Genomic DNA, 21,365 nt, shown 5'->3' with positions numbered 1-21,365 from the left:
TCAGGCCGGCAGCAAATCGAGATCGATGGCCACCGGCACGTGGTCGGACGGTTTTTCCCAGGCGCGCACATGCTTTTCGATCGAGGCCGATGAAAACCGGTTGGCGGCCTCGGGCGACAGCAGCAGGTGGTCGATGCGGATGCCGTTGTTCTTCTGCCAGGCGCCGGCCTGGTAGTCCCAGAAGGTGAAGGTGTCGCCCGCATCGGTGACCGAACGCACCGCTTCGGTGAAGCCGAGATTTTTCAACCTGCGGAACGCCTGCCGCGTCTGCGGCTGGAAGAGCGCATCATTCAGCCAGTTCTCCGGGAACTTCGCGTCGACAGGTTCGGGAATGACGTTGTAGTCACCGGCCAGCACCAGGGCTTCCTCCAGCCTCAGCCGCTCCTCGGCCCAGCGCTCCAGCCGTGCCATCCAGGACAGCTTGTAGGAGAATTTCCTCTCGTCATCGATCGGATTGCCGTTCGGCAGATAGAGCGAGGCGACGCGCAATGCGCCCTTGTCGGTCGAGAACACGCCTTCGATGAAGCGCGCATGCTCGTCGGCGTCGTCGCCGGGCAGACCTCTGATGACCTCGTCGAAGCGCAATTTCGACAGCAGGGCGACGCCGTTGAAACCCTTCTGGCCGTGGGTTTCCACATTGTAGCCAAGCGCCTCGATCTCGGCGCGCGGGAACTGCTCGTCGACCGTCTTGATCTCCTGCAGGCAGACGATGTCGGGGGCGCTTTCGGTCAGCCAATGGGTGAGATTGCCGATGCGGGCGCGAATGCCGTTGATGTTCCAGGTGACGATCTTCATGGCGGCCTCAATGTTCTTCCGGGGCAAGACGTTCGACCAGGCCGATCGTATTGCCTGCGGGATCCTTTAGAAAGGCCATCCACTCGCTTTCCCCCGCCGGACCGAACTGGCCCTCGGTGTCGCGATGAACAAGCGTTGGAGGCGCGGTGAAGGGAACGCCCGCAGCTTTCGCGCCGGCGTGGAAATCCTCGAGACCTGATATGTCGAGATAGACGGTTCCGGCCGGAATGCCGTCGGTGAACAGCAGCCGCACGCTGCCGGCCATGATGAAGGCGATGCCCGGCGGATCGTAACGCACATGCACGCTCATCCCGAGCACGTCGCACCAGAAGGCCAGAGTCGCGTCGAGGTCTCGCCCGGCCGAGAGCGCGACCTGACGAACCGCGCCAATGGCAGGCATGTTGTTCCTAAATGGAGAAGCTTGTGCCGCAGCCGCAGGAGGCGACCGCATTCGGGTTGCGGATCTGGAACGACTGGCCCATCAGGTCGTCGACGAAATCAATCACCGACCCGCCCATATAGACCAGCGACAGATCATCGATCAGAACCGTGGCGCCGTCCTTCTCGATGGCGACATCGTCGTCGTTGCGCGCGTCGACCAGATCGAACTTGTAGGAAAAGCCGGAGCAGCCGCCGCCTTCGACGGAAACGCGCAACGCCGTCTTGCCGGCCTCGTCCGACACAATCTTGGCGATCCGCCTTGCGGCGGCATCGGTCATCTCGACTTTCATGGCGGTCTTGGCATCCGCGCCCATGGGCGTCACCTTGCTTTCGGTTTCACATGATAGGTATGAAGCGCGAAGGGCCAAGTCAACCGGCCATAGTCTGGCGGCCATAGTCTAGCGGCCAAAGTCAGGCGGCCAAAGTCAGGCGGCATCGACCATGACCAACGAGTTGGGCGACATCGGATTCGGCTATAGGCCCCGCGCGGCCTATGCCAGCGATCCGGCGCGCTCGCGCGGGCGCCTGTTCGAAGAGGTCGAAAGCCCGACCCGTACGCCGTTCCAGCGCGACCGCGACCGCATCATCCATTCCACCGCGTTCCGCCGGCTGAAACACAAGACGCAGGTCTTCATCGCCCATGAAGGCGATCATTACCGTACCCGGCTGACCCATTCGATCGAGGTGGCGCAGATCGCACGCGCTCTGGCGCGGGCGCTGCGCGGCGACGAGGATCTGGCTGAAGCGGTGGCGCTGGTGCATGATTTCGGCCACACGCCCTTCGGCCACACCGGCGAGGACGCCCTCAACGAGAAGATGGCTGATTGGGGCGGCTTCGACCACAACGCGCAATCGCTTCGCATCGTGACAAGGCTGGAAGCGCGTTACGCCGAGTTCGACGGGCTGAATCTGACCTGGGAAACGCTGGAAGGCCTGGTCAAGCACAATGGTCCGCTGACCGATGCCAACGGCAAGGGCCTGAAGGGTCCGGTGCCGCAGGCGATCCGCGACTATTCGGAACTGCACGACCTCGAGCTCGACCGGTTCGCCGGCATCGAGGCGCAGTGTGCTGCCATCGCCGACGACATCGCCTACAACACGCACGACATCGACGACGGCCTGAGGGCGGGGCTGCTGACGCTGGACATGCTGAAGGCCGTCTCGCTGCCGGGCACAATCCTGGAGGGGGTGCGCGCGCGCTATCCCAATCTCGACGAGGTGCGCACCGGCCACGAGCTGATGCGGCGCCAGATTACGGCCATGGTCGAGGACGTGATCAGGTCGACCACCGCCAATCTGGAACGCACCGGGCCGCGGAGCGCCGATGCGGTGAGGGCGGCGGGCGAGACGATGGTGACCTTTTCCGCCGAAATGGCCGTCGCCGAGAAAGAGCTGAAGGCCTTTCTCTACAAGCACCTCTACCGGCACAAGGAAGTCATGCGCGTGCGCGCCGATGCGGAGCGGATCGTCAGGGACCTGTTCGACGTCTATTTCGCCGACCCGCGCGCTATGCCGGACGGCTGGCGCGAGGGGCTCGACCGGGCCGAGGATCGCATCAAGGCGCGCAGCGTGGCCGACTTCCTGGCGGGGATGACCGACACCTACGCGCTGAAGGAACACCGGCGTTTGTTTGACCATACGCCGGATTTGAGCTAGGGCGGGCTCGATTTTGCCGGCCAACAAGCCGGATTCCCTGCAAAGCCGCCAGAGTCATACCCATGAACATCTTCGCCGACTTCACCGCGCGAATCATAAAAGCCGTCGAAGCGCTTGATCTGAAAGACAGTGACGGTGTTTCGCCCGATCTGTCGCGCATCGCCGTCGAGCCGCCGCGCGATGCCAGCCATGGCGATCTCGCGACCAATGCGGCGATGGTGCTGGCCAAGCCCACCGGCCAGAACCCGCGGGTGCTGGCTGAGCGCCTGGCGCTCGCGCTGCGGGACGACAAGGATATCGCGGCCGCCGAGGTTGCTGGCCCGGGCTTCGTCAATTTGCGGCTCAAGGACGGTTTCTGGCAGGCACATCTCACGACGCTTCTGGGCGAGGGCCGCAATTACGGCCGCTCCAGCATCGGCGGCGGCAGGAAGGCCAATGTGGAATATGTATCGGCCAACCCGACGGGGCCAATGCATGTCGGCCATTGCCGTGGTGCCGTCGTTGGCGATGCGCTTGCCAATCTGATGGCCTTTGCCGGTTATGACGTGACCAAGGAATATGTCATCAACGACGCCGGCTCGCAGATCGACGTTCTCGGGCGCTCGGTGATGCTGCGTTATCGCGAAGCGCTTGGCGACGAGGTCGGCGAGATCCCGGCCGGGCTCTATCCAGGCGACTATCTGGTCCCGGTCGGGCAGGCGCTGGCCAAGGAATTCGGCCGGTCCTTGCTGCAGATGCCGGACGAAGAGGCGCTCGCCATCGTCAAGGACCGCACCATCGACGCGATGATGGCGATGATCCGCGAGGATCTGGCGCTGCTCAACGTGCATCATGACGTGTTCTTCTCCGAGCGCACGCTGCACGCCGACAATGCCAGGAAGATCCGCTCGGCGATAAACGACCTGACGCTGAAGGGCCATATCTACAAAGGCAAGCTGCCGCCGCCCAAGGGCGAGAGGCCGGACGACTGGGAAGATCGCGAACAGACCCTGTTCCGTTCGACGGCGGTCGGCGACGACATGGACCGGGCGCTGGTCAAGTCGGATGGCTCGTTCACCTATTTCGCCGCCGACGTCGCCTATCTCAAGGACAAGGTCGATCGCGGCTTCGTCGAACTGATCTACGTGCTCGGCGCCGATCATGGCGGCTATGTCAAGCGGCTGGAAGCGCTGGCGCGGGCGATCGCCGGCGACGAGGTGAAGCTCACGGTTCTTCTGTGCAACCTGGTAAAGCTGTTTCGCGATGGCGAGCCGGTGCGCATGTCCAAGCGGTCCGGCGATTTCGTGACGCTGCGCGAGGTTGTGGAGGAAGTCGGCCGCGACCCCATCCGCTTCATGATGCTCTATCGCAAGAACGATGCGCCGCTCGATTTCGACTTCGCCAAGGTGACCGAGCAGTCCAAGGACAATCCGGTGTTCTATGTGCAGTACGCTTCGGCGCGCTGCCATTCGGTATTCCGGCAGGCGAGCGAGCAGTTGGGAGAGGCCAATTTCGATCGCAACAGTCTGGCGGCTGCCGTGGCGTTGCTGACCGACGAAGGCGAGATCGGCCTGATCAGGAAACTCGCTGAATATCCACGGTTGATCGAGTCGGCGGCACTTGCGCTCGAGCCGCATCGGCTGGCATTCTACCTCTACGATCTGGCCTCAAGCTTCCACGGGCACTGGAACCGCGGCACCGATAATCCGGACTTACGTTTTGTTAAGGTTAACGACCGACAATTGACGCATGCCAGACTAGGGCTGGTGCAGGCTGTTTCGGATGTCTTGACGTCCGGCCTGACGCTGATCGGCGCCGCGGCGCCCACCGAAATGCGTTAGGTTTGACTAAAAAACCTGTCACCTTTTGCCCACATTGCGCTGGTAAGGGCCAACCCTGCGCGACGTCCATGGCGTCCGAATGAGTGCGAGTTCGGGAACAATAATGGCAGACAGAACCCAGCTGAGAATAGCCGACAACAACGACATCGCCAACGATGATCCGTTCGCGGAACTGACCAGGATCATGGGGTTCGACCCGCGCCAGCCGGTCAAGCCACAGGCGCCCGCCCAACCGAAAGCCGCCGCTGATCAGCAGGCGCAGGAGGTCGATTTCGACATCGATCTCGAAAAGGAGTTGATGGGCGACTTCGACTTTGCCGAAGGCAACGCCGCGACGGTCGCCGATGTTGATGAGCCGGCGTTCGACGCCGCCGTTACCGACGGCATGGATGACGAACTCGCCATGGCGTTCGACGACATGCAGCTCGACGATGAGCATGGTGCCGACGACGCTGTTGCCGAGGCCGCGCCAACCGTCGATGCCGCTTTCGATACGGATTTCGACGATGCGGTAGCCAGCTCTCTCGATGGCGTTTCGCCGCTCGATGACGATCTGCCCATGGCGGACGAGCTTGCGGCATCGCTCGATCAGGACTTCCGGCTTGATGACGCGACCGATGCGGCCGAGCCCGCCTTGGCCGCCGAAGTGGCGGAGCCTGTCGCGGAGCCTACCGTCGACCATGAATTCGACGATGGCTTTGCCCTTTCGCTCGAAGACGAACTGATGCTCGATGGTCACGTGGCGGAGCAGCAGCCTGAAGCGGCCGCGGCTCCGGTCGAGCCTCCCGTCGAGGCGGCGCTGAACGCGAACCATGCGGTTTCCGAAGAGGATTTTGGCGATCGCTTTGATGACGCCACGGCTTTCGACGACGGGCTGGCGGATATCGATTTCGATCTGGCTGCCGATCACTCGGTCGCGACCGATGCGCCCGTGGCTGCGGAGACGGATGCGCTTGACGCGCATGACGTGACCGCCGAGACGGCAGATGCGCACGAAATGGAGGACGTGTTCGCCGAGGCGACGGATGCGGAAGGCGAGGCGGCAGACCTGGCCGCCGATGAGCCGCTGGACGATGCTTTCGAGCAGGATTTCAACGACGCGCTTGCCGAAGCGACGGACGAGCCGGCCGCTGAGTCTGTGGCTGCCCCCGTTCATCCGGCCGCCCCGGCTATGGCCGAACCGGTGCATGCCGCCGCCGTCGAGCGTAGCCTTGAAGACGAGTTGAACGCGCTGTTGGGCGCCATGAGCGCGCGCCCGGCGCCGGTGGCCAAGGAGGAGGTCGCGGTTCAGCAGCCTGTCGCCGCGACCGCGAAACCCCACGAAGAACCGACGGCCGGTGACCTCGACTGGAACCTGGACGAACCTGCGGCGACGCAGCAGCATCAGGCGGTCTCGACCGCTGACGTCGATCTTGACGATCTCATGCTCGATGAGCTTCAGGACCAGGACCTCGGCGCGCATGCCACTGTCTCTGAAGACGATGATTTCGAAGCGGAACTCGCCGCAAGCATCGACCTGGCTGAAGGAATCGACCGGGATGAAGACCTCGCCGCGGATTCCGCCGCGCCGGAAACTTTCCGCGACGATCCCCTCGATTGGCTGACGACGCAGTCCACGCCGCCCGAGCCGGCCCGCTCGTGGAGCCGGGTTACGCCGGTCCCGCAGCCGCAACAGGCGAGTTTTACCGCCCAGCCGATGGCTTCGGCGGCCCCCATGGCGGCGCCGGCTGCCGCGATCCCGACCTATCGTGCGGCCGAGCCTGCCGCTTATGCGGCGCCGGCCGCCGCGCAGCGCGAGCAGTCCGCGTTCGATGACGAGATGCCTGACGTCGAGACCGTCGATGTGCCGGAGCGCGTCGTGGCGCTTCAGGATGATCTCGACATTCCGGAATTGCACTTCGAAGAGGACGAGCCGGCCGCGCCCGGCTACGACGATCTCGACGCCGAATTCTCCAATCTGCTGACCGAGATGAATACAGTGGATGTCGCTGCGGCTCCCGCAAACGCCAGCGCGCCCTATGCCGACGACTCCTACAATCCCGGCTTCAAGTCGGGATACGATGCCTTTGAACAGGGCTATGAGGCTCTCAAGCCGGGCTATGAGACGCTCAAGCCGGGCTATGAGGGGCTCAAGCCGGGCTATCAGCCCGAGGCGCGCACCTACGCGGCACGGCCAGCGGAAATGTCTGCCCGCGCGACAGCGCCGGCGGGTTATGCCGACGCCACCAATGGCTTCGACGTCGACGACTTGCCCGGCAGCCAGCCGGTTTCACAGGCCGACGATTTTGCCGTCGACGAGCTCGACTACGATCCCGAGCTGGACGAGGCGATGTCGGTTCCTGGTCTCGCCGAACGCGAGGCCGGCGGGTCGCCGCGCAGGCGCGGCCTGCTCATCGCCGCCATTGTCGGTGCAGTCGTTGTCACCGGAGGCCTCGGCGCCTTCGCGCTGTCTCCGGGCGGCCAGGGCGGCAGTGACGCCCCGGTCTTGGTCAAGGCGGATAACGCACCGATCAAGGTCAAGCCGGAAAATCCGGGCGGCGCCGTGGTGCCGAACCAGGACAACAAGGTCTACGACGCGGTCGCCAAGGGCGCCAAGCCCGCCGAGCCGGTCCAGCAGAAGCTCGTCACCAATGTCGAGGAACCGGTGGATGTGGCGGCGAAGGATCCGGCTCGCGCCGTCGATCTCTCGCCCGACCAGACCGCAGCCGACATGGCGGACGGCGACGGCGGCGATGCTCCGACTGCCGTTGCGGCGCCGGCCAACAACGCCGCGCCCGCAGCCAAGTCGGAGGACCGCATCGCGCAGGTTCTGCAGGATGTCGACAAGGGCGCAAATCCCGACGTCGTCGCCGTGGCGCCGCGCAAGGTTAGGACCATGGTGGTCAAATCGGACGGGTCGCTGGTGCCGCGTGAGGATCCGGCGCCCGCCGCACCGAAAGTGGCTGCCGTGGAGCCGGTCGATCCGGCGCCGCAACATGTCGCGCCGTCGGCTCAGGCCGATGCCGACCAGACCGGCACGGTGGCGCCGGACGCCGCGCAGGCGGACGACGAGCCAGCCCTGAAACCGGTGGCCGAGCCCAAGGCGGAAGCCAAGGCCCAGTCGGCCAACACGCCGGCCAAGGTTCCGGTCGCGCCGCAGCGCCCGTCCGACCAGCCGGTCGACGTGGTCGGCGAGGTCAAGCCCGATCAGGTTGCCTCCATCAGTCCCGCGGCGCCCTCGACCGGCGGCGGTTCGTGGTCGATGCAGATCGCCTCGCAGCCGACGGTCGAAAGCGCGCAGTCGACCTATCAGGATCTGCAGCGTCGCTATGGTGGCGTGCTTTCCGGCCGCACCGCCAACATCGTCAAGGCGGAGATCGCCGGCAAGGGGACTTTCTACCGCGTCCGCGTGCCCGCGCAGTCGCGCAACGATGCCATCAATCTGTGCACCAGCTACAAGGCTGCCGGCGGCAACTGCTTCGTGTCGAGGTAGTCATTCACCTCCCGTGTCGGAGGAGAGCAGTTTGAGAACCGGCGCGGCCTCAACGCCGCGCCGTTTTCTTTTTGCACTTTTCGACGTGATTCCCTTTGGCCGCGGAAGATTCTAGACTCGTCGGCATGACCGAATCAAAATCCATGATCCTCGGCTGTGCCGGGAAATCGCTCACCCGCGAAGAAATCAGTTTCTATCGCAATGAATGCCCGTGGGCCTTCATCCTGTTTGCCCGCAACATCAGCGAGACCGAGCAGATCCGCGATCTGGTCGCCGAGATGCGCGACTGCATCGGACGGCCGGACGCGCTGGTGTTCATCGACCAGGAAGGCGGCAGGGTGCAGCGGCTGCGGCCGCCGCTGGCGCCGAACTATCCAGCCGGCGGCGCGCTCGGTGCGCTGTGGCGCGACGACCATGACGCCGGAGCCCGTGCCGCCTGGCTGATGGCGCGGTTGCACGCTTTCGACCTTCTGCGCTACGGCATCACGGCGGATTGCCTGCCGGTGCTCGACGTGCCGATCGAAGGGGCGAGCGACGTCATCGGCGCGCGCGCCTATGGCAAGGAGCCGCGCCCGGTCATCGAACTCGGCCGCGCCGCGGCGGAAGGCCTGATGTCTGGCGGCGTGCTGCCGGTCATGAAGCATATTCCCGGCCATGGCCGGGCTTTCGCGGACACGCATTTCGAACTGCCTGTCGTCGACGCTTCGATGAGCGAGCTGCAGCGGCACGATTTTGCGCCGTTCAGGGAACTCAACCACCTGCCGATGGCCATGACCGCGCATGTCGTCTACAGCGCGATCGATCCGAAAAACCCGGCAACCACCTCCGGCAAGGTCATCGACGAGATCATTCGCCGCGAGATCGGCTTCGATGGGCTGCTGATGAGCGACGACACCTCGATGAAGGCACTTTCTGGGGATTTCCCGACAAAGGCGGCCTCGATCCTTGCGGCCGGCTGCGATCTGGTCCTTCACTGCAACGGCGTTTTCGAGGAGATGGCGGGCATCGCATCGCGAACCAAAGGGCTTGAGGGCAAGTCGCTTGAGCGCGCAAACCGGGCAATGACCTATATAGAAAAACGCGACGCGGCTGAAGAAACCGAGATACGCGCCGAATTCGCCACCTATTTCGATGCGGTGGCCTGACAGAGGGAAGAACGGGACGTGGCGGAAGCATTGGAAAGCAAGGCCGGGAAGGCCGCACCGATGGACCGCCTGTGGGCCGAAAGCGATGATACCCGGCTGACCGGCGATCCGTCGCTGGTCGTCGACGTCGCAGGATTCGAAGGCCCGCTCGATCTTCTGCTGCATCTTGCCCGCAACCAGAAGGTCGATCTCGCGCGCATTTCCATCCTGGCGCTGGCCGAGCAGTATTTGGCCTTCGTCGAGACGGCGAGGGCACTGAGACTTGAGCTCGCCGCGGACTATCTGGTGATGGCGGCGTGGCTCGCCTTCCTCAAATCGAAGCTTTTGATCCCGAAGCAGCCGGGCGAGGAAGGCGAAAGCGGCGAGGAACTGGCGGCGGTGCTGCAATTCCGGCTCAAGCGGCTGGAAGCCATGCGCGATGCATCGGCGCGGCTGGTCAACCGGAACCGGCTCGGCCGCGACGTGTTCGCGCGCGGCATGCCGGAAATGGTCATCATCGAGAAGCGCAATGCCTATTCGGCGTCGCTCTACGATCTGCTCACCGCCTATGCCCAGCAGCGCCAGAAGCAGGCAATCACCAATGTCACGATCGCCAGGCGCGGCGTCTGGTCGCTCAAGGACGCCCGCGATATCCTGACAAGGCTGATCGGCTCGCTGCAGGACTGGACGGCGCTCGACAGTTTTCTCGTCCGATATCTGTCCAGCCCGGAAGAGCGGCGCACCGCGATCGCCAGCTCGTTCGCGGCGACACTGGAACTGGTGCGTGAGGGCAAGATGGATGTGCGGCAGGACGAGGTGTTCGCGCCGATCTATCTGCGCGACCACCGCGCACCGGCAATCAAGGCAGTCGAGGTGGCATCATGAGCGAACGCGCCAACGCTTCGGTTGTCCCGTTCAAGATGGACAACGAACCGGAGGAGGGCGAGATCGACCAGGCTTCGGTTCAGAATCCGGCCCAGAATCCGGCGCAGAATCCCGCCGAGCGGCTGCATATGGCGGAGGCGGTGCGCATGGCCGAGGCGATCGTTTTCGCCAGTGCCGAGCCCGTCAGCGAAAAGCAGTTGGCCGCGCGCCTTCCCGATGGCATCAACATCGCGCTCGCGATGGCCGAGCTGCAGCAGATCTATGCGCGGCGCGGCGTCAACCTGGTGCGGGTCGGCGATGCCTGGGCGTTTCGCACCGCCGGCGATCTCGCCTTCCTGATGAGCCGCGACACCGTCCAGCAGCGCAAGCTGTCGCGCGCGGCGCTCGAAGTGCTGGCGATCATCGCCTATCACCAGCCGGTGACGCGCGCCGAGATCGAGGACATCAGAGGCGTCGAAACCTCGAAGGGCACGCTGGATACGCTCTTGGAGACGGAATGGGTACGCATGCGCGGCAGGCGCAAAACGCCCGGCCGTCCCGTGACCTATGGCACCACCGAAACCTTCCTCGACCATTTCGCGCTCGAGGAAATCCGCGATCTCCCCGGCATGGAGGAGTTGAAGGGTGCCGGCCTGCTTTCGGGCCGCATGCCTTCGAATTTCTCCATTCCGCAGCCGCCGGCGGACCCGGATGTACTGACCGAGGACGAGGATCCGCTGACGGATATCGATCTCGAGGAACTCGGCCTGCTGACGCCGCGCGTCACGGAAGATTGACCGCAAGCCTCTGTTCCTGGAGGCTTTCCCGGGCTAGATGCGCCGATTGGTAGCGGACCGCATTGCGGAAAATGCGTGACATCCGACACCCTTTCATAAACTCTGTCGCGGTTGTGTTTGAATCCCAACGCGAAAACGCATAGATCATCGCCAGGGAAACCATTCGAGAGAGAGTTGCTATGGGTTCATTTTCGATTTGGCACTGGATGATCGTGCTGGTCATCGTGCTTCTGGTGTTCGGCCGCGGCAAGATACCCGAGCTGATGGGCGACATGGCCAAGGGTATCAAGAGCTTCAAGAAGGGCATGGCCGACGACGACGTTGCCGACGACAAGCGTACCGTCGAACATCGCGCCGACGAAACCGTTTCGGCAGCGAAGGAAAAGGCCAGCAAGAGCTGAGCCAAGGGTTGTTGCTTTTGTGTGTGTCGTTGTCCCAGAACCGCTTCGCACTTTTGGGCGGCATGCATTAGTCGGAACGGATAGCCATGTTTGAAGTCGGCTGGACCGAAATGCTGGTGATCGCGATCGTTATGATCGTGGTCGTCGGGCCGAAGGATTTGCCCAACATGCTGCGCACCTTCGGCCGCACGACGGCGAAGCTGCGTGCCATGGCGGCCGATTTCCAGAAGCAGTTCAACGAGGCGCTGAAGGAAGCGGAGCTCGACGACGTCAAGAAATCGGTCGACGAGCTAAGGGGGCTCAGCCCGGTTGCCGAGATCAGGAAACAGCTCAATCCGTTCGAGCAGGCGGCCGCCGATGTACGTTCCGGCGTCGACGCGGCGATGAAGCCGAAGCCGGCCGTCGATACGGCAGCGCCCGCCGGCTCGGTGCCGCAGGCGGCCGAACCGTTGAAGAACGGCGCGACCACCATGCCGGGGCCCACTGAACCCGATACCGCGCCGGCCGCGCCGATCTTCCCAGTCATGACCGATGAATCGGTGGTGGCGTCTTCAGCGCCGACAGAGCTGGCGCCAAAGACACCTGCGGCAGGGAAAGCGGCCAAGCCCGCCAAGGCTTCGGCGAACGGCGCGAAAGCTTCCACGCCTGCGAAAGCGGCGACCGCCAAACCCGCGCCAGCACCCAAAGCGCCGGCGAAGCCCGTGGCGGCGTCAAAGGCTGCCAAACCGGCAGCAGCCAAGGCGGCGACGACCAAGGCCGAGGCGAAACCGGCTCCAGCGAAGAAGCCAGTGGCCAAAAAGACGGCGGGAGCCGCCAAGTGAGCGTTTCGGACAAGGAAAAGGACGAGATCGAGAAATCCTCGGCGCCGCTGATGGAGCATCTCATCGAGTTGCGCCGCCGGCTGATCTGGTCGCTCGGCGGCTTCTTCGCCGCGTTCCTGGTCTGCTTCTTCTTCGCCAAGAAGCTGTTCAACCTACTTGTGGTGCCATTCAAATGGGCGACGCAATGGGCGGGGCTCGACCCGCACAAGGTCGAGCTGATCTATACCGCGCCGCAGGAATTCTTCTTCACGCAGGTCAAGCTCGCCATGTTCGGCGGCATGGTGATCGCCTTTCCGCTGATCGCCACGCAGATCTACAAGTTCATCGCGCCCGGCCTCTACAAGAACGAACGCAACGCCTTCCTGCCGTTCCTGATCGCGTCGCCAATCCTGTTCCTGATGGGCGCCTCGCTGGTCTATTTCTTCTTCACGCCGATGGTGATGTGGTTTTTCCTCGCCATGCAGCAATCGGGCACCAACGACCAGGTGCAGATTTCGCTGCTGCCGAAGGTGTCGGAATATCTCAGCCTGATCATGACGCTGATCTTCTCCTTCGGCCTGGTATTCCAACTGCCGGTGGTGACCAGCCTGATGACGCGCGTCGGCATGCTGTCATCCAAGGCGCTGGCCGAGAAGCGCAAATGGGCGATCGTCATCGCCTTCGTCGTCGCGGCGGTGCTGACGCCGCCCGACCCGATGAGCCAGATCGGCCTCGCCATCCCGACCATCCTGCTCTACGAGGTCGCCATCTGGTCGGCGCGGATGATCGAACGCAGCCAGGAGCGCGAGCGCCTGGCGCGGGAGAAGCAGCAATCCGAGGAAGAGGTGGCGGAAAAGCCGGCAGACGCATCCTCCACATAGGGCAGGCGCGTCGCCCCTGCGGGCTGCCGGCCTCGGAATCGGTGCGCGGCCCGGTACCGATAGGAATTTTTTCTTGACTTGGTGCCCGCCGCTATGGTACATATTCGGTTATGGTGCTGATTTGCGCCAACGACCCGCCGCCGAGGCGGGTTTTTTATTTCTGGACTGTCGCGCTATCCCTCACCACTCGAAAGCGGGCTCGCGGCCCCTGCCGTCAGCAAGCCCGATCTTGCATCGATCAGAGATGCGGTTTACCCCCTCTGGCCTGAAACGCATCGCGAAACCGACGATGCGTTTCAGGCTATATTCTTGAGCATATCGTAGCGCAAACCGCCGCGCGCTTTGGCGGCAAGCTACCGCAGGAGCTTTCAGACCATGCTTGACATCAAATGGATTCGCGACAACCCGAAGGCCCTTGTCGAGGCGCTGGTCAAGCGCTCGTGGTCGGTCGAGGAAGCGCAGTCCACCGTCGATGACCTGATCGCCAGGGACGAGGCGCGGCGCGAACATGTTACCGAGCTGCAGACCAAGCAGGAACGCCGCAACGCCGCCTCGAAAGAGATCGGCAATGCCATGCGTTCGGGCGATGCCGCCCTTGCCGAAAAACTGAAAGCCGAAGTCGGTGAGATAAAAACCTTCATCCAGAACGGCGAGGCGCGCGAGCGCGAGCTCGACAAGGCGCTGAACGACGCGCTGGCGGTGCTGCCCAATGTGCCGCTCGACGATGTGCCGGTCGGCAAGGACGAGCACGACAACGTGGTCAAGCATATCGTCGGCAAGGTGCCGACCCGCCCGAACTGGGTGAAGGAGCATTTCGAGATCGGCGAAGCGCTCGGCATGATGGATTTCGAGCGTGCGGCAAAGCTGTCGGGCTCGCGCTTCACCGTGCTGAAGAGCGGGCTGGCGCGGATGGAACGCGCGATCGGCCAGTTCATGCTCGACCTGCACACGACCGAGCATGGCTATGAGGAAGTCATCCCGCCGCTGATGGTCAAGGACGATGTTCTTTTCGGCACCAACCAGCTGCCGAAGTTCGAGGAGGATCTGTTCTTCACGCCGCATGGAGATGGCAGGCTTGGCCTGATCCCCACCGCCGAAGTGCCGCTCACCAACCTCGTGCGCGAGGAGATCACCGCGCATGAGAAACTGCCGTTGCGCTACACCGCGCTGACGCCGTGCTTCCGCTCGGAGGCCGGCTCGGCAGGGCGCGACACGCGCGGCATGCTGCGCCAGCACCAGTTCTACAAGGTCGAGCTGGTGTCGATCACCGACCAGGAGTCCTCGCTCGCGGAGCATGAGCGGATGACCGAGTGTGCCGAGGAAGTGCTGAAGCGGCTCGAATTGCCGTTCCGCACCATGGTGCTGTGCACCGGCGACATGGGTTTTGGCGCGCGAAAAACCTATGACATCGAGGTGTGGCTGCCCGGCCAGAACGCCTATCGCGAAATCTCGTCCTGCTCTGTCTGCGGCGATTTCCAGGCCAGGCGCATGGACGCTCGCTACAAGGACAAGGACGGCAAGGGCAACCGCTTCGTCCATACGCTGAACGGCTCGGGCACCGCTGTCGGGCGCGCACTTATCGCCGTCATCGAAAACTACCAGAACGAGGATGGCAGCGTAACCATTCCTGAAGTGCTGCGGCCTTACATGGGCGGGCTGGAAAAGATCGAATCGAAATAATGCGTATTCTCCTGACCAATGACGACGGCATTCATGCCGAGGGCCTGGCGTCGCTCGAGCGCGTCGCGCGCACATTGTCCGATGATGTCTGGGTGGTGGCGCCGGAGCAGGACCAGTCCGGCTATGCGCACTCGCTGTCGATCTCGGAGCCGCTGCGGCTGAGGAAAATCGGCGAGAAGCACTTTGCCGTGCGCGGCACGCCGACCGACTGCGTCATCATGGGCGTGAAGAAGATTCTGCCCGGCGCGCCCGACCTGATCCTGTCGGGCATCAATTCCGGCGCCAACATCGCTGACGATGTCACCTATTCGGGAACCGTCGCCGGCGCGATGGAGGGCGCGTTGCTCGGCATACGCTCGATCGCGCTCAGCCAGGGCTACAGCACTATCGGCGAGGACCGCGTCGTTCCCTACGAGACCACCGAGGCGCTGGCGCCGGCGCTGCTCAAGAAACTCGTCGCGACGCCGCTGCCGGACGGCGTGCTGCTCAACGTCAATTTTCCGAACTGCCTGCCTGAAGAGGTCGCCGGCACGGTGGTCACCTCGCAGGGCAAGCTCGTACACAGCCTGTGGGTCGAGGAACGCCGCGACGGGCGCGGGCTGCCGTACTACTGGCTGCGCTTCGGCCGCGAACCCGTCGAGGGCAAGCAGGGCACCGACCTTTTTGCGCTGCGCAATCGCCTGGTGTCGGTGACGCCGTTGCAGCTCGACCTCACAGCGCATGAGATTCGTGACCAGCTGAGCAAGGCCCTTGCATGAACCTGCCGATCGATGACCGAGAAGGATTTGCCGCCTTCCTGCTGCGCCTGCGCGGCAGGGGGACCGTGCCGAAGGCGCTGATCGCGGCCTTCGAGGCGACACCGCGGCGCGGCTTCCTGGCCGCCCAATTCCATTCCATCGCCTGGTCGGACCGCATGCTGCCGATCGAATGCGGCGAAGCGATCGAGGGCGCGGACATGCAGGCGGCGGTGATCGCCGCACTCGCCATCGAAGTCGGGAATCGCGTGCTCGAGATCGGTACCGGCTCCGGTTATACGGCAGCGGTGATGTCGCGCCTGTCAGGCCGGGTTGTCACCATCGACCGCTACAAGACGCTGGTCGAACAGGCGCGGCAGCGCTTCGAGGCGCTCGGCATCGGCAACGTCATCGCGCGCCAGGTGGATGGTTCCTCCGGTTTGGCCGCAGAAGGCCCGTTCGACCGGATCGTCGCCTGGGCCGCCTTCGACAGCCTGCCGCGTTTCCTGCTCGACCAGTTGTCGAGCGGCGGCATCGTGATCGCGCCGATCGGACCGGAGGAGGGCGAGCAGGTGCTGGCCAAGCTCACCAAGGTCGGCAGCCGTTTCGAGCGCGAGGATATCGGCCTCGTGCGCCTGCAGCCGGTATTGCGCAGCCTGGCGGCCGTTATCTAGGGATTGTCCATGTCAGCCGGCCTGCAACGGCGGCTGCGCGTGCCTCTATATGGGCAGTCTGGGCGGCTTCAAATATTTTAAGAAATTTTGCGTCTGATTCTAAGGGGTTAACCGACCAGTAACATTAACGCGCTTTAATCCTGTCCAGTTGGTGCAGAGTTTGTGCGGGTTAGTGCGATGCAACTCAGTGTTTTGAAGGCAAACAGTCGCAATTTGGCGCGGGGCTGCGCTGTTCTCATGATCGCGGGTGCTGCGGCTGGGTGCAGCTCGCAAGTGTCGCGGTTCAACGGCGTCGACGACGTCTTCACCTCCTCGACAAACAATCAGCGCGCCATCATCAACAAGCAGGATGCCGTGCAGCAGCCCTATCCGGGGGATGTCGCGGCCGCGCCGCTCGATGGCAGCCACACGCAGTCGGTCAGCCGCTCCAGCCTCGAACCGGTGTCGACGCGGCCGCTGCCGCCACCGGTCGCCCAGGCGCAGCCCGCTCCCGCGCTGGCACCCGCCGCCAATCCGGTGCGTGTTGCATCGGCGCCCGCTCTGGTGCGCCCGGCACCGCATGTCGACCGGACGGCGACCGGCACGGTTGCTCCCGCGGCCAAGCCCTTCAAGGATGCCCAGCCCGACGCCAAGGCAGCCGGCACGGCGCATGCCACCGAAATCGTCGTCAGGGACGGTGAAACGATCTCCGGGCTGGCGCAGCACTACAAGGTGCCGGCCGACGTGATCATGAAGGTCAACGGGCTGAGCGCGACCAAGGGGCTGAAGACCGGCCAGAAGATCATCATTCCGGCCTACGCCTATTCCAGCAAGGCCGAGCCCAGGGTTGCCGACGCCAAGCCAGCCAACGGCAAGCGCGACGTGCCGGCCACCGCGCCGGAAAAGGTCGCCGTGCTGCCGCAGCAGCCGAAGCTCAAGGAGGGCAAGTCAGCCGCGCAGGTCGATGCTTCGGCCGCGGCGAACAAGCCGAAGGACAACAAGCCCGCGCCGCAAATGGCCGCCGCCGCGCCCAAGGCCGGCGCCGGCGGCACCTATACGGTGCAATCGGGCGATACGCTTTCCTCGATCGCCAGGAAGACCGGCGTCGGCGTTGTCGCCATCAAGCAGGCGAACGGCATGCAGGACGGCTTGCTGAAGATCGGCCAGACGCTGAAGGTGCCGGCCGGCGGAACGGCCACGGTGGCCGCCGCAAAGCCTGCGGCGGTAGACCCGGTGACGACAGCCACGACGCAGCCGACGGCCAAGACGACGCCGTCGCAAACGCTGGCTTCCTACACGCCGCCGAAGAAAGACGCCAAGGTCATCCAGCAGGCCGAGGATGACGACGCTGTGGCGCCGGACGCCACCGGCATAGGCAAGATGCGCTGGCCGGTGCGCGGCCGCGTCATTTCCGGCTTCGGTTCCGGCAAGGACGGCGTCGACATCGCCGTGCCGGCAGGCACGCCGGTCAAGGCGGCCGAGAATGGCGTCGTCATCTATGCCGGCGACGGCCTCAAGGAATTCGGCAATACGGTGCTGGTGCGGCACGAGAATGGCCTGGTCACCGTCTACGGTCACGCCAGCTCGATCGAGGTCCAGCGCGGCCAGAAGGTCAAGCGCGGCCAGGAGATCGCGCTGTCGGGCATGAGCGGCACGACGGACTCGCCGAAGCTGCATTTCGAAGTGCGCAAGAACTCGGCCCCGGTCGATCCCTCCGGCTATCTCGAATAGTCGGGGCTATTTCGAATAGAATAAAAAAAGCGATTTGCGGGCCGCCTGACCTCCAGTCCGGCCCGCCGGCTCAGCCCGCCCCGCAAGGAGCGGGCTTTTTCAGTTGGTTGCTGGATGCACGTCGTTGTTTTCATGCATGTCTAACCAGGATCAAATTTTGAGTGACATGCTGAACCAAAGAGCAGCCCTCAACCGCGCTAATGGCGCGGGGACACATCACGCCAAATAGCTTTTGGGAGTCTAGACGTTTGCCATTGGCGGGCGCCTGAGCAGCGCCCGGAACCGTCGTGCGCACCACGTCTCCGGTGCCGCAGTCGCTCCCTTGGCGGGGATCGGCGCAAGAGCCGTATTGCGACTCGCGTTATCGAAAATGGTTTATCTGCATTTTAACTAATGTAGAGGAAAGTCATTCTCGACGCTCTGCAAGGAGAGTGGAATGATTGAATCTGTCGAAGAGGATGAACTTCCGTCCGCCAGCCCAACGCATCGCTGGCAATCGCATGTACGAGCAACTGCTTTAATCGTTGCGCCGGTCATTTCGATCGCAAGTGCCGCTTTGGCCGGCTATTTCTCCTATGCGGTGATCAATACCAAGCCGCCCACAGACATGTCCGAGCTGGCCATTTCCATCCTGAAATCAGGTGATGCTTCACCAGAAATGCAGGCCTGGGCGACCGATACACTCGGGATACAAACCGATATTCCCATGGTTCTGGGAAGCATAAAGCCTGTGCGGGAATGAACACGATATAGAAACCGGCGTCCCCGGACGGGTCGGCCACGAAACTTTTGTGGCCGGCTCCTGCCGTCACTCGGTGAGCCGCGCCTAATCCTTCAACGGCTTGCCGAGCCGGCCTGCGAGGTCCTGCGTGAACTGCCAGGCGACGCGGCCCGAGCGGCTGCCGCGTGTCGTCGCCCATTCCAGCGCCTCGGCGCGCAACTGCCCGGGGTCGATGTCGAGCCCATGATGGCTGGCGTAGCCGTTGACCATTTCGAGATATTCGTCCTGCGAACATTTGTGGAAGCCGAGCCACAAGCCGAAGCGATCGGAGAGCGAAACCTTCTCCTCGACCGCCTCGGACGGATTGATGGCGGTGGAGCGCTCATTGTCGATCATGTCTCGCGGCAGAAGATGGCGGCGGTTCGACGTGGCGTAGAAAATGACATTGGCCGGGCGGCCTTCGACGCCGCCTTCGAGTGCTGCCTTCAACGATTTGTAGGAGGTATCGTCATGGTCGAAGGAGAGGTCGTCGCAAAACAGGATGAAGCGGTAAGGCGCGGCCTTCAGCAGCGTCATCAGCTTCGGCAGCGTATCGATGTCCTCCCGATGGATCTCTATCAGCTTGAGCGGGCGGTCGAGTTTCGGCGAGGCGTTGATTGCGGCATGCACGGCCTTGACCAGCGACGATTTGCCCATGCCGCGCGCGCCCCACAAAAGCACGTTGTTGGCGGCATAGCCGGAGGCGAAGCGTTCTGTGTTGTCGACGAGGATGTCGCGCACACGGTCGACGCCGCGGATCAGGCCGATGTCGACGCGGTTCACCTTGCGCACCGGCTCCAGGTAACCCGGATCCGCCTGCCAGACGAAGCAATCGGCTCCGCCAAGGTCGGTTTCGGGCACAGGCGGCGGGGCGAGGCGGCTGACCGCCTCGATCAGGCGGTCGAGTTTCTGGTTCAATGCGTCGATGCTGGTATCGGTCATCTCAGGTCTTTTGCTCTGGTTCCGCGAGGGAAGGTGTGGCCGGGTTCGATCCCGACGGTTTCGAAACTCGCTGCAACCGTTTGTTACAGCGCGATCTTTTGCGAAAACCCGCTCGCGCTTTTCGCGGTCATGCTCTAACACGGGCGAACAGGCCGGAAAAGCAGCCGATTTGCCCGGCCACGCAGTTGCATTGGCAACTTTACCGACTATATTCCGGCCAAATTTCGCGGGGCTGCCAAATCCACTGAGCCGTTTGGCGGCTGTTTTCAAAATTCAGGAGTACCTCGATGTTCGTGACACCGGCATATGCCCAAGGCATTGGGGCTTCTCCCGACATGTTCATCAGCATTTTGCCGTTCGTCCTGATCTTCGTGATCATGTATTTTCTCATCATCCGGCCGCAGCGCACGCAGCTGAAGAAGCGCGGCGAGATGCTGGCGGCCGTGCGCCGCGGCGACACGGTCGTCACCGGCGGCGGCTTCGTCGGCAAGGTGACCAAGGTGATCGACGACCATGAGCTCGAGATCGACCTCGGTGGCGGCACGAAGGTGACGGCGTTGCGCTCGACGATCGCCGACGTGCGCGTCAAGGGCGAGCCGGTAGCGAACCAGAACGCCAAGAAATAACCAAATTCCAGGCGGAGCGATCCGCGGACGGGGCCCTGACAAGCGACGGCATATGTCTCATTTTTGGCGCCTGAAGATGATGCTGACGTGGCTTGCCGTAGCCACGATGACCGTCTTCGACGCGTCCAACCTTTTCGCCGCCAGTCCGCATGCCATGCGGCCCGAGCGGCCTGCCGACAGTCCGGCAGTCGTTCGAGCAGGGCAAGACGGTTCGCATATCCTGCTCCATCTGGTGGTGGCGGATGTGATCGACGGCCGGCTGAAGATTGCGCGTGGCGATGTCCGGGCGCTTCTGATGGAGGCCAGGATCGGCTACACGGGGCTTGCTGTGTCGGGCAGGACCTTGCAGGTGCGCATCACGAATCCGGCTCAGCTTGAGGCGGCAAAGACAGCGCTCAAGACGGTAATGGATGTTGCCCCGGACAGCCGCGTTCAGGAAATGACGCTGGATTCCGGCAAAGCCGGCTTGCTCAAATTCACGCTGACGGATGCGGGTTTGAAGTATCAGACCTCTAACGCGATTTCTCAGTCGATTAAGGTCATCAAAAATCGTCTCCAAGATCTGCGTGTCGCCGGCACGGTGGCCCAACCAGCGGACCAAGACGGCATACTTGTTCAGACGTCAGACATCGCCGATCGGCAAACGCTGGAAAAAATTCTCACCCGGCCTGGTCGCCTGAGCTTCCATTTGGTTGACCTTTCGATGTCGGTGAACGATGCGATCAGCGGTTCCCCGCCTGTTGGCTCGCTGGTGGTGTATACGCAGGACGATCCGCCGGTTCCTTACCTGGTCGAGAATCGGGTCATCCTCTCAGATAAGGACGTGCTCGACGCCCGCCCAACTTACAGTGGGCAGCAAAATGACCAGCCGGTTGTCATAATCCGGTTTGACGCCAAAGGCGCGGCACGGTTCAAACAGGTTACAACGCAAAATGTGGGCAAGCCATTGGCTGTGATCCTGGATGACCACGTGATTTCAGCACCTGTCATTCGCGAGCCCATCGATGGTGGTTACGGTCAAGTCTCGGGCAATTTCACTGTCCGGGAAGCCAACACCATCGCCATGCTGTTGCGAACCGGCCCATTGCCGGCAAGATTGACAATCGCTGAAGAAGCACGATAGGGCCGGCCGTGCTCAGAATGAGAAACGGGCCCGCGAACCGAACCGATGGCGGAATGCTGCCGCTT

General features: G+C 63.3%; 20 protein-coding genes. 16 read left to right on the top strand and 4 right to left on the bottom strand.

Annotated elements, in window-relative coordinates; all coding sequences use genetic code 11:
- Genes xth through erpA form a run of 3 tightly spaced genes read right to left on the bottom strand, consistent with a single transcriptional unit; the run spans window position 1 to window position 1,550 of the window.
- Window positions 1-795: an exodeoxyribonuclease III gene (gene xth, locus FJ979_RS00710; protein ID WP_140495757.1), complete on the bottom strand. Its 795-nt coding sequence runs from the start codon at window positions 793-795 to the stop codon at window positions 1-3.
- Between the two features lie 7 nt (window positions 796-802).
- The gene (locus FJ979_RS00705; RefSeq protein WP_140495758.1) at window positions 803-1,195 is read right to left on the bottom strand and encodes a VOC family protein; all 393 of its coding nucleotides are present in this window, start codon (window positions 1,193-1,195) and stop codon (window positions 803-805) included.
- A 7-nt stretch (window positions 1,196-1,202) separates the two neighbouring features.
- Window positions 1,203-1,550: an iron-sulfur cluster insertion protein ErpA gene (gene erpA, locus FJ979_RS00700; protein WP_140495759.1), complete on the bottom strand. Its 348-nt coding sequence runs from the start codon at window positions 1,548-1,550 to the stop codon at window positions 1,203-1,205.
- A 127-nt stretch (window positions 1,551-1,677) separates the two neighbouring features.
- On the opposite strand from erpA, the gene FJ979_RS00695 reads away from it, so the two are divergent.
- The 14 genes from FJ979_RS00695 (at window position 1,678) to FJ979_RS00630 (ending at window position 18,591) form a co-directional block, all read left to right on the top strand.
- Entirely contained in the window at window positions 1,678-2,892 is a 1,215-nt protein-coding gene (locus FJ979_RS00695; RefSeq protein WP_140521038.1) for a deoxyguanosinetriphosphate triphosphohydrolase, read from the top strand.
- Window positions 2,893-2,954: 62 nt separating this feature from the next.
- Entirely contained in the window at window positions 2,955-4,712 is a 1,758-nt protein-coding gene (gene argS, locus FJ979_RS00690; protein ID WP_140521037.1) for an arginine--tRNA ligase, read from the top strand.
- Between the two features lie 103 nt (window positions 4,713-4,815).
- On the top strand, window positions 4,816-8,184 hold the full coding sequence (locus FJ979_RS00685; RefSeq protein WP_140579765.1) for an SPOR domain-containing protein: 3,369 nt from the start codon (window positions 4,816-4,818) through the stop codon (window positions 8,182-8,184).
- A 125-nt stretch (window positions 8,185-8,309) separates the two neighbouring features.
- Window positions 8,310-9,329, top strand: a complete 1,020-nt coding sequence (gene nagZ, locus FJ979_RS00680) for a beta-N-acetylhexosaminidase (RefSeq protein WP_140517130.1) — start codon at window positions 8,310-8,312, stop codon at window positions 9,327-9,329.
- Between the two features lie 60 nt (window positions 9,330-9,389).
- A complete protein-coding gene (locus FJ979_RS00675; RefSeq protein ID WP_140564220.1) occupies window positions 9,390-10,193 on the top strand; it encodes a ScpA family protein in 804 nt (267 codons plus the stop codon).
- Window positions 10,190-10,969, top strand: coding sequence for an SMC-Scp complex subunit ScpB (scpB, locus tag FJ979_RS00670; protein WP_140521034.1), 780 nt, complete (start codon window positions 10,190-10,192; stop codon window positions 10,967-10,969). Before FJ979_RS00675 ends, scpB begins: the two co-directional genes overlap by 4 nt.
- 179 nt (window positions 10,970-11,148) lie before the next feature.
- On the top strand, window positions 11,149-11,370 hold the full coding sequence (locus FJ979_RS00665) for a twin-arginine translocase TatA/TatE family subunit (RefSeq protein ID WP_015317533.1): 222 nt from the start codon (window positions 11,149-11,151) through the stop codon (window positions 11,368-11,370).
- Between the two features lie 86 nt (window positions 11,371-11,456).
- Complete coding sequence (tatB, locus tag FJ979_RS00660; protein ID WP_140495765.1) at window positions 11,457-12,191, top strand: Sec-independent protein translocase protein TatB; 735 nt, start codon at window positions 11,457-11,459, stop codon at window positions 12,189-12,191.
- Complete coding sequence (gene tatC / locus FJ979_RS00655) at window positions 12,188-13,051, top strand: twin-arginine translocase subunit TatC (RefSeq protein WP_140495766.1); 864 nt, start codon at window positions 12,188-12,190, stop codon at window positions 13,049-13,051. Before tatB ends, tatC begins: the two co-directional genes overlap by 4 nt.
- A gap of 375 nt (window positions 13,052-13,426) precedes the next feature.
- Window positions 13,427-14,731, top strand: a complete 1,305-nt coding sequence (gene serS / locus FJ979_RS00650) for a serine--tRNA ligase (RefSeq protein WP_140564097.1) — start codon at window positions 13,427-13,429, stop codon at window positions 14,729-14,731.
- A complete protein-coding gene (gene surE, locus FJ979_RS00645) occupies window positions 14,731-15,489 on the top strand; it encodes a 5'/3'-nucleotidase SurE (RefSeq protein ID WP_140495768.1) in 759 nt (252 codons plus the stop codon). Before serS ends, surE begins: the two co-directional genes overlap by 1 nt.
- Entirely contained in the window at window positions 15,486-16,139 is a 654-nt protein-coding gene (locus tag FJ979_RS00640) for a protein-L-isoaspartate(D-aspartate) O-methyltransferase (RefSeq protein WP_140495769.1), read from the top strand. The genes surE and FJ979_RS00640 overlap by 4 nt, the downstream gene beginning before the upstream one ends.
- A 177-nt stretch (window positions 16,140-16,316) precedes the next feature.
- The gene (locus tag FJ979_RS00635) at window positions 16,317-17,849 is read left to right on the top strand and encodes a LysM peptidoglycan-binding domain-containing M23 family metallopeptidase (RefSeq protein ID WP_140579763.1); all 1,533 of its coding nucleotides are present in this window, start codon (window positions 16,317-16,319) and stop codon (window positions 17,847-17,849) included.
- A gap of 436 nt (window positions 17,850-18,285) precedes the next feature.
- Entirely contained in the window at window positions 18,286-18,591 is a 306-nt protein-coding gene (locus FJ979_RS00630; RefSeq protein ID WP_140521031.1) for a hypothetical protein, read from the top strand.
- Window positions 18,592-18,675: 84 nt separating this feature from the next.
- On the opposite strand, the gene FJ979_RS00625 is transcribed toward FJ979_RS00630, so the two are convergent.
- A complete protein-coding gene (locus FJ979_RS00625) occupies window positions 18,676-19,551 on the bottom strand; it encodes an ATP-binding protein (RefSeq protein WP_140561514.1) in 876 nt (291 codons plus the stop codon).
- A 287-nt stretch (window positions 19,552-19,838) separates the two neighbouring features.
- Here FJ979_RS00625 and yajC point away from each other — a divergent pair, with 287 nt between their 5' ends.
- Window positions 19,839-20,177 carry a preprotein translocase subunit YajC gene (gene yajC / locus FJ979_RS00620; RefSeq protein WP_140495773.1) on the top strand — a complete coding sequence of 113 codons (339 nt, stop codon included), beginning with the start codon at window positions 19,839-19,841 and terminating at the stop codon, window positions 20,175-20,177.
- A gap of 76 nt (window positions 20,178-20,253) precedes the next feature.
- The gene (locus tag FJ979_RS00615; RefSeq protein WP_140579761.1) at window positions 20,254-21,300 is read left to right on the top strand and encodes a hypothetical protein; all 1,047 of its coding nucleotides are present in this window, start codon (window positions 20,254-20,256) and stop codon (window positions 21,298-21,300) included.
- Window positions 21,301-21,365 lie beyond the last annotated feature (65 nt).

Source organism: Mesorhizobium sp. B1-1-6, assembly GCF_006443035.1.
Lineage (GTDB): Bacteria > Pseudomonadota > Alphaproteobacteria > Rhizobiales > Rhizobiaceae > Mesorhizobium.
The sequence above is the reverse complement of the archived record's forward strand: the minus strand, read 5'-3'. Positions and strand labels throughout refer to the sequence as shown.

Coding starts and splice junctions, on each gene's coding strand:
- xth (WP_140495757.1), bottom strand. CDS start 795: ATGAAGATCGTCACCTGGAACATCAACGGCATTCGCGCCCGCATCGGC.
- FJ979_RS00635 (WP_140579763.1), top strand. CDS start 16,317: ATGCAACTCAGTGTTTTGAAGGCAAACAGTCGCAATTTGGCGCGGGGC.
- tatB (WP_140495765.1), top strand. CDS start 11,457: ATGTTTGAAGTCGGCTGGACCGAAATGCTGGTGATCGCGATCGTTATG.
- serS (WP_140564097.1), top strand. CDS start 13,427: ATGCTTGACATCAAATGGATTCGCGACAACCCGAAGGCCCTTGTCGAG.
- FJ979_RS00675 (WP_140564220.1), top strand. CDS start 9,390: ATGGACCGCCTGTGGGCCGAAAGCGATGATACCCGGCTGACCGGCGAT.
- erpA (WP_140495759.1), bottom strand. CDS start 1,550: ATGGGCGCGGATGCCAAGACCGCCATGAAAGTCGAGATGACCGATGCC.
- FJ979_RS00625 (WP_140561514.1), bottom strand. CDS start 19,551: ATGACCGATACCAGCATCGACGCATTGAACCAGAAACTCGACCGCCTG.
- argS (WP_140521037.1), top strand. CDS start 2,955: ATGAACATCTTCGCCGACTTCACCGCGCGAATCATAAAAGCCGTCGAA.
- scpB (WP_140521034.1), top strand. CDS start 10,190: ATGAGCGAACGCGCCAACGCTTCGGTTGTCCCGTTCAAGATGGACAAC.
- FJ979_RS00630 (WP_140521031.1), top strand. CDS start 18,286: ATGATTGAATCTGTCGAAGAGGATGAACTTCCGTCCGCCAGCCCAACG.
- FJ979_RS00665 (WP_015317533.1), top strand. CDS start 11,149: ATGGGTTCATTTTCGATTTGGCACTGGATGATCGTGCTGGTCATCGTG.
- FJ979_RS00615 (WP_140579761.1), top strand. CDS start 20,254: ATGATGCTGACGTGGCTTGCCGTAGCCACGATGACCGTCTTCGACGCG.
- yajC (WP_140495773.1), top strand. CDS start 19,839: ATGTTCGTGACACCGGCATATGCCCAAGGCATTGGGGCTTCTCCCGAC.
- FJ979_RS00685 (WP_140579765.1), top strand. CDS start 4,816: ATGGCAGACAGAACCCAGCTGAGAATAGCCGACAACAACGACATCGCC.
- surE (WP_140495768.1), top strand. CDS start 14,731: ATGCGTATTCTCCTGACCAATGACGACGGCATTCATGCCGAGGGCCTG.
- nagZ (WP_140517130.1), top strand. CDS start 8,310: ATGACCGAATCAAAATCCATGATCCTCGGCTGTGCCGGGAAATCGCTC.
- FJ979_RS00705 (WP_140495758.1), bottom strand. CDS start 1,195: ATGCCTGCCATTGGCGCGGTTCGTCAGGTCGCGCTCTCGGCCGGGCGA.
- FJ979_RS00695 (WP_140521038.1), top strand. CDS start 1,678: ATGACCAACGAGTTGGGCGACATCGGATTCGGCTATAGGCCCCGCGCG.
- FJ979_RS00640 (WP_140495769.1), top strand. CDS start 15,486: ATGAACCTGCCGATCGATGACCGAGAAGGATTTGCCGCCTTCCTGCTG.